Origin of the sequence: Microvirga arabica, from assembly GCF_016811235.1 — a bacterium.
Taxonomy (GTDB): Bacteria; Pseudomonadota; Alphaproteobacteria; order Rhizobiales; family Beijerinckiaceae; genus Microvirga; species Microvirga arabica.
Map to the genome: position 1 here is coordinate 1 of NZ_JAFBID010000119.1, position 12,986 is coordinate 12,986.

Annotated in this window: 14 protein-coding genes, 1 tRNA gene and 2 pseudogenes; 1 reads left to right on the forward strand and 16 read right to left on the reverse strand. The window is 61.6% G+C overall.

Translation table 11 applies throughout. The features are described from left to right. Positions 1-373: 373 nt before the first annotated feature. The 11 genes from JQC81_RS34055 to msuE form a co-directional block, all read right to left on the reverse strand. Complete coding sequence (locus tag JQC81_RS34055; protein ID WP_312887615.1) at positions 374-508, reverse strand: transglutaminase-like cysteine peptidase; 135 nt, start codon at positions 506-508, stop codon at positions 374-376. A 31-nt stretch (positions 509-539) separates the two neighbouring features. Continuing rightward, complete coding sequence (locus JQC81_RS34060; RefSeq protein WP_281400468.1) at positions 540-773, reverse strand: transglutaminase-like cysteine peptidase; 234 nt, start codon at positions 771-773, stop codon at positions 540-542. A 570-nt stretch (positions 774-1,343) separates the two neighbouring features. Continuing rightward, entirely contained in the window at positions 1,344-2,174 is an 831-nt protein-coding gene (locus JQC81_RS30365) for a MetQ/NlpA family ABC transporter substrate-binding protein (protein WP_203275508.1), read from the reverse strand. A 44-nt stretch (positions 2,175-2,218) separates the two neighbouring features. After that, a complete protein-coding gene (locus tag JQC81_RS30370; protein ID WP_203275509.1) occupies positions 2,219-3,628 on the reverse strand; it encodes an LLM class flavin-dependent oxidoreductase in 1,410 nt (469 codons plus the stop codon). A 161-nt stretch (positions 3,629-3,789) separates the two neighbouring features. After that, positions 3,790-4,362: a HupE/UreJ family protein gene (locus JQC81_RS30375; RefSeq protein WP_203275510.1), complete on the reverse strand. Its 573-nt coding sequence runs from the start codon at positions 4,360-4,362 to the stop codon at positions 3,790-3,792. Between the two features lie 109 nt (positions 4,363-4,471). Continuing rightward, complete coding sequence (locus JQC81_RS30380; protein ID WP_203275511.1) at positions 4,472-4,969, reverse strand: cupin domain-containing protein; 498 nt, start codon at positions 4,967-4,969, stop codon at positions 4,472-4,474. Between the two features lie 105 nt (positions 4,970-5,074). Continuing rightward, positions 5,075-6,034, reverse strand: coding sequence for an ABC transporter substrate-binding protein (locus tag JQC81_RS30385; RefSeq protein ID WP_203275512.1), 960 nt, complete (start codon positions 6,032-6,034; stop codon positions 5,075-5,077). A 12-nt stretch (positions 6,035-6,046) separates the two neighbouring features. After that, positions 6,047-7,150, reverse strand: a complete 1,104-nt coding sequence (locus JQC81_RS30390) for an LLM class flavin-dependent oxidoreductase (protein ID WP_203275513.1) — start codon at positions 7,148-7,150, stop codon at positions 6,047-6,049. A 15-nt stretch (positions 7,151-7,165) separates the two neighbouring features. Beyond that, on the reverse strand, positions 7,166-8,017 hold the full coding sequence (locus tag JQC81_RS30395; RefSeq protein WP_203275514.1) for an ABC transporter ATP-binding protein: 852 nt from the start codon (positions 8,015-8,017) through the stop codon (positions 7,166-7,168). 4 nt (positions 8,018-8,021) lie between these two features. After that, entirely contained in the window at positions 8,022-8,828 is an 807-nt protein-coding gene (locus JQC81_RS30400; RefSeq protein ID WP_203275515.1) for an ABC transporter permease subunit, read from the reverse strand. Next, complete coding sequence (msuE, locus tag JQC81_RS30405; protein WP_203275516.1) at positions 8,825-9,433, reverse strand: FMN reductase; 609 nt, start codon at positions 9,431-9,433, stop codon at positions 8,825-8,827. Before msuE ends, JQC81_RS30400 begins: the two co-directional genes overlap by 4 nt. Before the next feature lie 559 nt (positions 9,434-9,992). Between msuE and JQC81_RS30410 the strand changes: the two genes are divergently transcribed. Next, on the forward strand, positions 9,993-10,460 hold the full coding sequence (locus JQC81_RS30410; RefSeq protein WP_203275517.1) for an Lrp/AsnC family transcriptional regulator: 468 nt from the start codon (positions 9,993-9,995) through the stop codon (positions 10,458-10,460). A gap of 143 nt (positions 10,461-10,603) precedes the next feature. On the opposite strand, the gene JQC81_RS30415 is transcribed toward JQC81_RS30410, so the two are convergent. The 5 genes and pseudogenes from JQC81_RS30415 to JQC81_RS33620 form a co-directional block, all read right to left on the reverse strand. Continuing rightward, complete coding sequence (locus JQC81_RS30415; protein ID WP_203275518.1) at positions 10,604-10,864, reverse strand: hypothetical protein; 261 nt, start codon at positions 10,862-10,864, stop codon at positions 10,604-10,606. Beyond that, positions 10,861-11,073, reverse strand: coding sequence for a hypothetical protein (locus JQC81_RS30420; protein ID WP_203275519.1), 213 nt, complete (start codon positions 11,071-11,073; stop codon positions 10,861-10,863). The genes JQC81_RS30415 and JQC81_RS30420 overlap by 4 nt, the downstream gene beginning before the upstream one ends. Positions 11,074-11,117: 44 nt before the next feature. Then, positions 11,118-11,193: transfer RNA gene (locus tag JQC81_RS30425), tRNA-Ile, on the reverse strand. Positions 11,194-11,327: 134 nt separating this feature from the next. After that, positions 11,328-12,796 (reverse strand): annotated as a pseudogene (gene ilvA, locus JQC81_RS30430) (threonine ammonia-lyase, biosynthetic). A gap of 58 nt (positions 12,797-12,854) precedes the next feature. Continuing rightward, a pseudogene (locus JQC81_RS33620) lies at positions 12,855-12,986 on the reverse strand (aminotransferase); the annotation flags it as partial.

Sequence of the window (12,986 nt, forward strand, 5' to 3'; positions counted from 1 at the left end):
GTGCCGCCGGTGACCAATGCAACGCGCGCCATGCTGTTTCCTTCCCAGGACCGTTCTGCGGATCTCTCAAGGATCCAGCTTGGTATACGGGCGAATCGGACCTCAGTTCCCGATCATAGCTCAGGATGCTCATTGGAATCTGGAGGAAGGGCTCCATGCGGATACCCGTTCTTCTGTGATCATCCATGCTGCCGTGGACATAACGACAGCTTCATCAGAGCCGTATGAGCAAATTCGGGCCGCTTCCTAGACAAACTCTGCTCGCCTGCAGCGCAACTGAATGTCGGTGACGCTTGTTACCGGGTGGCTGTGACGATGGGAGCGACCTGGTTCCCGAGCCAAACCCATGCGGCACTCTCATCTCCCTCACGCTTTACGTAGTGGTACCCGGTCCTGTGTGCCATGCCAGGACCGCATCTCTCTTGTTGTCGAGGATCAACTCGCCCTGGTCCGTTCGCACCATGAGCACAGCATGGCCTGCACCCTGCTCATCGATGACAACCACCATACGCAGGGCACGCCGGGCAAACCTGCTTCGATCAAAAGCCTACGCTTGAGCAGCTGGATGTCCTCGCAGTCGCCCAGCCCATCATCCGATAGTCCCAGCAGTCCAACTCGCTCCAGTGATCCTGATCCGTGACCACCAGGATCGTGCGGTTCACGCGCTCGTTCACCTCCACGATGGTAAGCCAGAACTCCTGATTGAGACTGAGTACCTCAGGTTCTGACGCGTCAATTATGCATTCCTGAGGCTGGCGAGCGCAAAACTCCATCCCTGCTGGTGTCGGCCCGGCTGGGCCGCTCGAGACAAGCGCTGCGGCTGGTGCAGAGATCGATGACAGGGGCTGTGCCGCAACCGGATCGCAGCCCCCAGCCGCTCTAACATGGACCAGACAATATTGCCTGAGGAGCGAGGCTGTGGCTGTACCGAAAAGGGCACAGGCAGCAGGAGATGCGCGCTCAGAGGCTGGCCAACAGGTGGCTGATGCCAATGAAGGCCACTAGGCGATATCGCACATGAATTTCTGTGGAACGATTTAGCGCAACGGACGCCAAATCACAGGAGGACGCTTGTCTTTGGTACTTGCCGAAGGACGGAGGCGGCAACCCTGATCCCGCACTATGGTTTCCGCCAAGCACGGCACCAATAAGAGCGGGACGCTCACAAACGACAACGCCCTGACAGAGATAGCCGTGCGGAGCTCACTGTCAGGGCGCTTTTATGATGCCGGTTGCAACACCACTGTACTACTATGCGTCAAGAGCGCCGAATTTTCAATCGAACACTGTGTACAAGTCCGCACGTCCTGGCGTGAAGCTGAGTGCCGCTGGTCTTCTTCCTGTCACCAGACTGGCACAAAGAACTTGCCATACTTCTTTGCAATATACTCCTTCACCTCGGGCGAGCGGTAGATGGCGATGAACTTCGCAATCTCCGGGTCATTCTTCCGGTCTGCCCGTACGACGAACTGCAGGGCATAATGCGCATCGCCGAACCCATCGGCGATCAGGGCCTTCTCAGGGTTGCCGCCGGATAATAACAGATAGCTGATACTGACTTGCCCCAGGGTCACATCATCGAGGGCTCGCGGCAACTGCGCGGCCTCCAGCTCTCGGAAGCGGAGGTTCTTGGCGTTGGAGACGATGTCGAGGACAGTCGCAGCATCGCCCACCCCCGGCCTGAGGGTGATGAGGCCAGCCTTCTGCAGCAGTTGCAGTCCCCGCGCGCCATTCACCGGATCATTGGCAATGGCCACGACTGCGTTATCGGGCACCTGGTCAAAGCTTGTGACCTTGTTCGAGAACAGGCCCACAGGCATCACGTAAGTCGGAGCGATTGGTGTCAGCTTGTACCCACGCCCCTTGATGGTGGCATTGAGAAACGGAATGTGCTGGAACAGGTTGGTGTCGATGTCGCCATTCGCCAGCGCTTCGTTAGGGGTCACCCAATCGGAGAATTCCACCACCTGAACATCGACACCTTGCTGGCGGGCTCGCTCAGCGGCGAAGTTCATGATGTCGGCCACCGGTCCGCCGCTCGTCCCAACCTTCAAGGGCTTGGCCATGGCGGTGCTGGGATCCGACAGCTGGAGCATGAGGCCGACGACGCTGGCAAGAAGGGCACTGATGCTGCGCCGGGAGACAGTGCGATATCGTGTGAGTAACGAGGTCATAGGTGGATGTCCTCTGATCAAGAGTGGATTGGATGCACGCTGCCCTATTCGGCAGCCGGGCTGAGGGTTTGAGAGGGAGCCGCTGAAGAACCAAGCGAGCGGAACGATGCGCCGGGATGACTTGTGGCGAGGCGCGCCCGCCCGCGGCCAAAGAGCTTCTCGCGCAAGGTGCCCTCCGCATAATCTCGCTTGTAGATGCCCCTCTCCTGCAGGAGCGGCACCACCAGATCGACGAAGTCCTCCAGCCCTTCGGGCGTGACCACCCGGCTTAAGTTAAACCCGTCAATGTCGGTGTCCGCGACCCAGCTCTGCAGCTCATCTGCGATCTCTTCCGCCGAGCCTATGAGCGGCTCGTTGCGGCTGCCGAGGCCTTTCTCGCCGAAGATCTTGCGCAACGTCCACGTCTCGCTGCTGTCGACCGTGAAGGCCCGCAGGATGGAATTTGTGGCATCGTTCTCCTCATGGCGGAGCGGTTCGTCGGGGTCATAGCGGGAGAAGTCCACGCCCGTGATGCTGGAGAAGTGCGACAGCGCCCCCTCGATGCTGGCGTAGCGATGGTACTCCTCGTACTTCTCCTCGGCCTCCTTGCGGGTCCGCCCGACGACCACAGCGCGGCCGAGAAAGACCAGAATGTCAGTGGGGTCCCGCCCCTGCTCCGCCGCCCGCTGCCTGAGATCTGTGACTGTCGTGCGAGTGTTCTCCTTCGTCGGCCCTGCGAGGAACACGCATTCGGCATGCTTCGCGGCAAAGTCCTTGCCCCGGGACGACGCGCCGGCCTGATAAAGGACAGGCGTGCGCTGCGGTGATGGCTCCGAGAGGTGAATGGCGTCGACCCGATAATGCTGCCCTGCATGCTGAACCCGGTGGACCTTGCGTGGGTCGGCATAGATCCCTCGCTCCCGATCGCACAGAACCGCGTCATCCTCCCAGCTACCTTCCCACAGCTTGTAGACGACCTCCATGTACTCCTCGGCCGTCTCATACCGGTCATCGTGCTTCGCCTGCTTAGCCAGGCCCATGCCGCGCGCGGCGCTGTCGAGATAGCCGGTGACGATGTTCCAGCCGATCCGCCCACGTGTGAGATGATCGAGCGTCGACATGCGGCGGGCAAAAAGATATGGCGGCTCGTAGGTAAGATTGCATGTCACGCCAAAGCCGATGTGCTTTGTCACGGCGGCCATCGCCGGCACAATCAGAAGAGGGTCATTGACCGGCACCTGAACCGCATGGGCAATCGACGGATCAGGGCTGCCCTTAAAGACGTCATAGACACCGACGATGTCAGCGAGAAAAATCCCGTCGAACTTGCCGCGTTCGGCTGTGCGTGCGAAGTCCTGCCAGTACTCGAGCGTATTGTAGGCTGTCGACCGATCCCGCGGGTGAGCCCACATGCCTTGCTGAATATGGCCAACGCAGTTCATGTCGAAGGCATTGAGCCGCATCTGCTTTGTCATTTTGAGGTGTTTCCTGTCCAGTCTCGTGAAAGGGCGTCGTCATCGGCTCGTCGAAGCGAGCCGCACTGAGGGAGGATGTGACGATCGTCGGAAGCGCCAACAATTCGGCGGCGCACTTTTTTGAGGCCACCTTTTCAGCAGCGGGGAATGGTGGCCTGCGCTCAAACGAAGAACAGAGCCACTCCGGCCAAAGCGACACCACTCCCAAAGATCCGGCTTATGGCCGGAACCCTCCGGACAGCACCTTCCAGCACAACCCCGCAGCCGAGCAGGAGCACGCTGGCAAGCAGGAAGCCTGCCCCATAGTCGACGGCGCTCAGAGCGGGCGCGATCTCGGCCCCGTGGGCATAGCCATGAAAGAGCCCAAAGATCCCGCAGGCGCCAGCGGCGAGAATGAGAGGCGGCTGCAGGTTGAGCAGCACGGCAAGCCCCAACCCCAGAACCGATGCAGTGATCCCAACCTCGATCATTGGGACTCCGGATCCCATCAGCGCAGTCCAGAAGCCGAGCACCATGGCGCCCAAGAAGCTGGCTGGCAGTCCAATGATCGCCTTTCGCCCGAGACTCCCAGCCCAGAGACCAACTGCAGTCATAGCGAGCACATGATCGAGCCCGCTGAAGGGATGGGCAAATCCGGACATAAAGCCGGTGGCTGCGCCATGACCAGTATGGGCCCATGCTTCAGAGGAAGACAGAACTGCGAGAATGAGCGCGGGGAGAACATATCGCTTCATACTGGATCCAATTGACGAGAATGTATAAGGCAGCTGGCACGACCTGAGCATGCATCAGGGCGCACCACCGGGTTGAGTTCAGGTGCCGTAACTGACCGGCGGTCGCTCGTTACGGATGCCTGTGAATGGGGTCGACCCAATACACTTCCTCAGGCTGCTCGACCGGATCCACATCGGTGATGTTGACGACCACCGCCTCATTGTCGGAGCGCACGAGCACGCATTCCAGCGGCTCGTCAGGGCTGGCATTGATCTCCTGGTGCGGCACGAAGGGCGGCACATAGATGAAATCCCCCGGACCGGCCTCAGCCACATACTCGAGGTGGTCACCCCAGCGCATGCGGGCCTTGCCGCGCACAACGTAGATCACGCTCTCCAACTCGCCATGATGATGAACGCCCGTCTTGGCGTTTGGCTGGATCGAGACAGTTCCTGCCCAGATCTTCTGGGCACCCACACGCGCTTGATTAATCGCGGCCTGACGGAACATCCCGGGCGTCTGGGCGGTGTTGGCGTCGAGCTGGTCGCCCTTGATCACACGGACGCCTTCGTGCTTCCAGTGCTCGTGGTGGGAGTGATCGTCATGTTCGTGGTAATCTGCGCTCATGGGGCTCTAACTCGAAAAGTTTGATGGACAGGCAAGCCCGAGCCTCTGATCCCAGGCTGAAGGCTGATGGATTGTTGTGCGACGAACGCGTGCTTGGGGCCGCCGCTACTTCGCCGCGGCTTCCTGAGTTCCGCTGAGCACCGCCGCATTGAACGACGGATCCAGGATATCGGCGGCCTTGAGGGGCTTCTGGATCAGGCCGTTGCGGAGATAGAGGTCGATGGTCCGCTGCTCGGCTGCGACGACTTCAGCATCAATGGGCACAGGACGGGTGTTCGCCCCGGAGAACCAGCGCAGTGGGATTTCCTTTGGCAGGCCGATGAGCTTGGCCCAGGTCGCCGCATAGGACTCCCGGTTTGCCGATTCCCACACCCGAGCCTTGGCAAGACGACGCACAAAGTCCTCGAGCTCGCCGCGCTTGGTGCGGATCGCCTCGACATGGGCGGCCTGGAAGCCCAGACCTGGCGTGATGCCCCGCCCATCGCGCACGATGCGGGCTTCGCCTGAGAGCACCAGCTGTGAGGTATACGGCTCCCAGGTCGACCAGGCATCCAGGCTGCCGCTGGTGAGCGCCGCTTTGGCTTCAGCCGGCAGAAGGAAGCTCAAGGCCACATCCGTCTTGGGAAGCCCGGCATCCTCGAGCGCTGCCAGCACGAGCTGGTGACCGATCGAGCCGCGGCCAGTGCCGATGCGCTTGCCCTTCAGATCGGCAAAGGTTTTCACGGGAGAGTCGGGGCGCACAAGAACTGCCAGGCCACTCTGGTCACTCCGGATTGCCAGAATGGCCTTTATGGGAGCGCCTGACGCGACCGCAAAGGTGAACGGCGCATCGCCGACAATCCCGGTGTCGATCGCCTCTGCGTTGAGGGCCTCGAGCAAGGGGGCCGCGGCCGGAAACTCGCTCCATTCGATCTTGTAGGGCAGATCTTTAAGCACGCCGGCGGCCTCCATCAGCGCGCGGGAGCCCCCACGCTGGTCACCGACCTTCAAAACGGTCTCGGCCCAGGCGGGTGCCCACGACAGGGCAAGGGCTGCGGCGGCAGCCAGAAGGGACATACGTTTCATGGGAGTTCTCCTTTATTCGGCGGCCACAGCACGCTGGCTGGAGCGATCGTCGAGCAGGCGTCGGAAGGCGGGAATCAGTTCGCGTCCGTACTGAACTGCGTCCTCGAGGGGCTCGAAGCCCCGGATGAGGAAGGTCGTCACACCAAGATCGTAGTAGTCGAGCAGCGCATCGGCGACCTGCTCGCCCGTGCCGACAAGGGCCGTCGAGTTGCCCTGTGCCCCGGTGACGGCCGCAATGGCGGTGTACAGGCGCTTGTCGAGCCGATCCCCCTGAGCTGCTGCGGCGAGCAGCCGGCGTGCCCCTTCGTTCGGTGGCGGTGCAGCCGTACCAAGCCCCTTAGCCGCACGCACCGCCTTGATGCTCTCGAGAAGTGCTTCCGCCCGAGCCCAGGCGCGATCTTCCGTCTCAGCGAGGATCGGTCGGAACGAGAGACTGAAGCGAATATGGTGCTCGCGGCCGTGCCGGGCTGCGGCAGCGCGGACCCGGGCGATGGTCTCGCGCACCTGCGCGTGCGTCTCGCCCCAGAGGGCATAGACATCTGCATGCCTGCCGGCCACCTCGATGGCTGCGTCTGATGAGCCGCCGAAATACACCGGCAGGTGCGGCGTCTGGATTGGCTTCACATTCGAGAAGGCGCGCTCGAAGCGGTAGTATTGCCCGGCATAGTCAAAGGGTGTCTCGGTGGTCCAGGACGCCTTCACCACATCGAGATACTCGCTCGTGCGGGCATAGCGCTCGTCCTTGGTGAGGAAGTCGCCATCCTGCCTGAGTTCCTGGTCATTGCCGCCGGTGATGATGTGAACCCCGACGCGGCCATTGGTGAGATGATCGAGGGTGGCCAACTGGCGGGCAGCCACCGTCGGTGCGGTGAACCCAGGCCGATGCGCTATCATCAGATTGATGCGCTCGGTGACCGAGGCGGCATAAGCCGCAATATGCTGGCTTTCAGGGGATGTGGAATGAAATGCGACAAGGAAGCGGTTAAAGCCCCCGTATTCCTGTGCCTGGGCGAGCGCCCGGATGTAGTCGCGGTCGATCACAGGTCCCTCGGCGGGATGAGCTTCCGACTCGTATTGCGTGCCGACAAAGCCAATGAACTCAACGTCCTTGCTCATGATGGTCTCCTGTTCCTACGATCGGGCGAGTGCATCGGCTGAAGCGCTCCAGACAGCGTCCTCCAGCCGTCGGCTGGAAGCTGCGGGCGCTCTGCTGCGCGTGGGAGCGCGCAGCTCTTCAACCGGCTCCTCAGGGTTCTCTTCCTCGACCCCGAGTTCGCGCAGGAGACGCGAGCGCAAGGTCGCGAAGGCCGGCTGCGCATGGTGGCGTGGGCGCTCCAGATTGACGTGCAGATCGAAGCCGATGCGGCCCTGGTCCAGCACCAGCACCCGGTCGGCGAGCAGCAGCGCCTCGTCCACGTCATGGGTCACGAGGAGAACTGCCGGCCGGTGGGCCCGCCAGAGCGACGCGACCAGGCCTTGGGTCTTGAGCCGAGTGAGCGCATCCAGGGCCGCAAAGGGCTCATCGAGCAGCAGCAATTTGGGCTCCCGCACCAGGGCCCGGGCGAGCGCGGCGCGCTGAGCCTCGCCACCAGACAACGTCAAGGGCCAAGCCTCAAGGCGATGGCTCAGGCCCACTTCAGACAGGGCAGCAATGGCACGCTCGCGGGCGTCAGGCGTGCGAAGCCCCAGCGCCACATTGGCCCACACCCTCTTCCACGGGATGAGACGCGGCTCCTGGAATACCACGGCCCGCTCAGCCGGCACTGTCACGGTGCCGGCCGGAGCCGTATCAAGACCCGCTAAGGTTCGTAGGAGCGTCGACTTACCCGAGCCGGAGCGGCCGAGAAGCGCTACGAACTCGCCGGCCCGGATGGTCAGGTCGAGACCATCGAGGATGTTGGGGCCGCGGCCGAAGGAGCGCACGAGGTTTGAGACTTGCACCACCGGGTGCTGGCGCGCTGCCAGGGCAGGATGAGCGTTCATGGGATCAGTCCTTCAGGAAGCTTGGTCGCCAGGCCAGCACCTGACGCTCGAGAACACGGACGATCTGATCGGCGCTCAGCCCGAGAATGGCGTAGACGATCAGGCCCACGAGAATGATGTCGGTGCGCAGGAAGTCGCGGGCGGTCATCACCAGGAAGCCGATGCCGGAATCAGCGTTGATCTGCTCGGCCACGACAAGGCTGAGCCAGGCGACGCCGAGCGCATAGCGAAGACCAACCAAGGCCGACGGCAGTGCTCCGGGCAGCACGATGTGGAACACCTGCTCGCGCCGGCTCAGGCCAAGGGTGCCTCCAGCCTCGATCAGCTTGGCGTCCACGCCGCGAATGCCGGCAAACAGCGTCAGATAGATCGGGAACATCGTGCCCAGGGCGACGAGCGCGATCTTCGGTGTCTCGCCGATGCCGAACCAAAGGATGAACAGAGGAACGAGCGCCAGGAATGGCAGCGTTCTGAGCATCTGCAGGGTGGCATCGAGCAGGTCCTCGCCGCGTCGTGAGAGTCCCGCGATGAGTGCGAACGTCGTGCCCACAACGACGCCGATGCCCAGCCCTGTCGTCACTCGTCCCAAGGACACCAGAAGGTGCCGGGGCAGCTCGCCGGAGCTGATCAGTTCGGCAAACGTGCCGGCGATCATCGCCGGTGAGGCAAGCGTCCGGGTCGGAATGAGGCCGGCACTTGCCGCAATCTGCCACAGCACGACGATGAGAAGCGGAGGAAGATACCTGCGGTAGCGTAGCCACCTGTCAGAGCCGGTGCTCGCCGCGGGCGTAGAGGCGACAGCGGCACTCATCGGGCTGCTCCTCGGCGAATAACCTGAAGGTTGACCGAGGACACCAATGAGATTGTCTCAGTCTTGAGAGCCTCAGCCCCGATCAGGTTCGCGAGCTGCTGCGCAGCGGTGCTCACGCGTGCCAGAACGCCCACCTCACTCAGTTGCCCATCCACGAAATCGGCATCGCTGGCGTAGACGGCTGTCGGGACAGTCAGGGCCTCGAAGAAGCCGAAGAGCGGTCGCAGGGCGTGTTCGACAACGAGAGCGTGGCGCGGGCCTCCTCCGGTAGCGGTGAGCAGCACCGGCTTGCTCACCAGCGCCCGGGGATCAACCAGATCGAAGGCATGCTTGAACAGCCCGGTATAGGCGCCCTTGTACACCGGTGTGCCGATGATCAGCGCATCGGCCTGCTCAATGGCATCGATGATGCGAGCTGCCGGCAGGGTCAGGTCCTGCCGATGCAGAGCCGCGCCCAGTCCCGGGCCGGCATCGGACAGGTCGTAGATCTCGAGACGTGCTGGTCGGTGGCTTGCGACTGCGGAGGCGACCGTCTCGACGAGGCCGCGGGTCTTGGATGGCTGGCGAGGGCTGCCGGAAAAACCAACTATGCGGGGCAGACTCATGGCACAAGTTCTCCTTCCGCCGGCGCAAGCCCGCGGTGTTCATCAGTCAGGGTCTTCCGAGGAGCGCAGCCTTAAAGGAGACTTGTGTTCTCGCTCTAATTCAACGCACTTGCTTAGTATCAGGCGAAGTTAAGCGCTCTAGCGGGCGCAATTGCCATGAAGATGATGGTAATCATGCGCTGATCCTTCTTCTAAGGACGGCGGAAATGCAGCTCTCCTACGATCGGAAGCTAATGGGATCCTAAACTGATCTCCACTTGATCCGATCAACACTCGTTCTGTTGGCAAAAAGGATCGTCTCGATCCACGCTCTTGTCAACGAGAATGTTCGTTCTTTAGAACGGTTCGGCTAGGGACAATCTTCTCCAACATACGCCTACAAGGGTGGATTCATCTTCTTCGACGCATTCCCATGCCGTTTGTGGGTACCCAGCCGTCTATGAGGACACTTGAATATGCGGATTTGTTCTTTATAAAGGACACAACAACCAGAGACGACGGATGAGGCTTTCTCAGGAAGCCTCGGAAAGTTTTTGCTCTACGCTCGCTGAGGTCCCATATGGACGCGACAGATACCAAGATCCTGATGCTGTTGCAGGAGGATGCCAGCATCTCGATTGCTGAACTCGCTCAGAGAGTGAACCTATCCCAGACGCCATGCTGGAAGCGCATTCAGCGTCTCGAGACGACCGGAGTCATCGAAAAGCGTGTCGCGCTCGTTAATCCCGAGAAAGTTGGCCTGGGCCTGACGGTGTTTGTCTCCATCGAAATCTCCGACCATTCAGGACAATGGCTTCAGCGCTTTGCGGAGTTCGTTTCGGCCATGCCCGAAGTAATGGAGTTCTACCGCATGGCCGGGGACGTCGATTATGTGCTGCGCGTGGCCGTGCCGGATATGGCCGCGTATGATCGCTTCTATCAACGTCTCGTCGAAGCGGTCCCACTCAAGAACGTTACGTCGCGTTTCGCCATGCAGCGGGTGAAATCCACCACGGCTTACGATCTGGTGGCGAACGGTGAGCGCTGATTTGGATCAACGGCGATGCGTATGGGCGTGTGCTCCTCGAACAGCAACCGTTGTACGTGATCGTTAACGCCCTACGCAACCGCATCACCATTCTCTCCAAAACCGTCGTCGTGCGGAATGCTTGCAGCAGAATAACGGCCATCTCACATCACTCGAGCGGTGTGGCGGTTGTTGGTCTTTACCGTCAGGTGACCGAGCCAGGCACAGAGCTCTTCCAGTGATGGGAAGTCGTGCTCAAGATTCTGGAACGGAGCGGGCCTCTTGTTCCGTGGCAGGTCCTCCAGCAACTCGGCCGTCCAGGTGTAGGGCTGGCGCAGGCCGCTTCTGACTACGCTGGCGACGACGGTGTCGTCGAGGAAAAGATCATAGGCGCCCGGCGCCAGCTGGATCAGGTGGTAGGTCATTCCGGCTTCTTGTCAGATGCACGCTGTTGATCAATCCACTCGTAGGCCTTGGAGAGAGCAGCACTGCGATCCGATGCCATGATCAGGGTTGGGCGCTGCTTGGGCAGAGCTACGAAGGCCAGCCACTCCAGGCCGCTCGGGCTGAGGCGGATCTGGTAGCCGCTGTGCTCAACGAGCTCAGTATCTGCAAGGGGATGAGGATCAGTCATGGTCGATTAGCAATTTTAGAATTTGTGCCGGGATGAGCCGTTTGTGGTGGGCCTGGAGGGACTTGAACCCCCAACCAGACCGTTATGAGCGGCCGGCTCTAACCATTGAGCTACAGGCCCACAGAAGCCAATGATGCCGCATCCGCAGGGCTTTGGCTGTATCGCGCGGGTCACAGCAGGCCAGAGGAGTGCTTGGTCTGTCTCATCCCCTCACCGCTCAGGAAGCTGCGATAGGCGGGGTTGTCGCTCTCGTCCTAGTATGGGTAGCCGAGCTCATCCAAACTGCGCCTGAGCTGCGCCCGATCTGCGGCAGGAACCTGGTGCCTGCCAGCACCCGCCCGTAGTCGGTGCCATGGTTGCGGTAGTGGAACAGCGAGATGTTCCAGTTGCCAGACAGCCCGTTCAGGAACTTCAGGAGGGCTCCCGGGCGCTCCGGGAACTGGAAGCGGAAGACCAGCTCTTCCTTAAGGCTGGGCGTGCTCCCGCCAACCATGTAGCGCACATGCAGTTTGGCCATCTCGTTGTCGCTCATATCGAGCACGGGATAGCCCTGCTCCCGCAGCATCGCGATGATTTGGTGCTTCTCGGGATCCCCTTCCGAGAGCTGGACACCGACAAAGATCTGCGCTGCCTGAGGATCCGAATAGCGATAGTTGAACTCGGTGATCGAGCGCTTGCCGAGCAGCTGGATGAAGCGGCGGTAGCTGCCCGGCTGCTCCGGGATGGTCACCGCCAACAGAGCCTCGCGGTGTTCGCCGATCTCCGCCCGCTCGGCGATGTGCCGGAGCCGGTCGAAGTTCATGTTGGCGCCACTGTCGATCGCAACCAGTCCCTGCTGACGCGCTCCTTCCTGCTCCACATACCGCTTCAGGCCGGCCAGGCTCACGGCGCCGGATGGCTCGGCGATCGCGCGCGTGTCCTCAAAGATGTCTTTGACCGCCGCACAGATCTCGTCTGTGCTGACGGTGATCACCTCATCCAGCAACGCGCGGCACAGGCGGAACGTCTCCTCACCCGCCTGGCGCACGGCGATACCGTCAGCAAACAGCCCGACCTGGTTCAGAATGATGCGCTCACCGGCGGCAAGGGCGCCGGCCATGCTGGCGGCATCCTTCGGTTCGACGCCAATCACCTTCACCTCAGGGCGCAGGAACTTGGCATAGACGGCTACACCTGCTGCCAGCCCCCCTCCCCCGATCGGCACAAACACCGCCTCGAGCGGATCCGGATGTTGGCGCAGGATCTCCATGCCCACTGTCCCCTGCCCGGCGATCACGTCGGGATCGTCATAAGGGTGAATAAAGGTGAGGCCTCTCTCTGTCTCGAGCTGACGTGCATGGGTATAAGCCTCGTCGAAGCTCTCGCTGTGGAGCACCACGCGGCCGCCCTGCCCTTTCACCGCCTGCACTTTGATCGCAGGCGTGGTGCGCGGCATCACGATGGTAGCCTTGGCGCCCAACCTCTGCGCCGCCAGAGCCACGCCCTGGGCATGGTTGCCCGCAGAGGCGCAGATCACCCCGCGCTCGAGCGCCTCCCGCGGCAGGCCCGCCATCTTGTTGTAGGCGCCGCGCAGCTTGAACGAGAACACCGGCTGGAGATCCTCGCGTTTGAGCCGCACAGGGCTTCCCAGGCGCTGCGACAAGCGCGGCATGGGATCGAGCGGGCTCTCAATCGCCACGTCATAGACCCGAGCGGTCAAGATCTTCCGGATGTAGTCCTGCATGTCGGCTACGCCTTCTTAGTGTATTCCCTGGCCATGCATAACATCGGCTTCGAGGAGCCTACCGTGCCTGTGTTGATCGGGGCACCACGTTGTGGAGGGTCTGGTCGGCTTGATCGAAGAACTTGCGGATGTTGCGGGCAGCCTGACGGATGCGCTGCTCGTTCTCCACAAGGGCGATGCGCACATAATC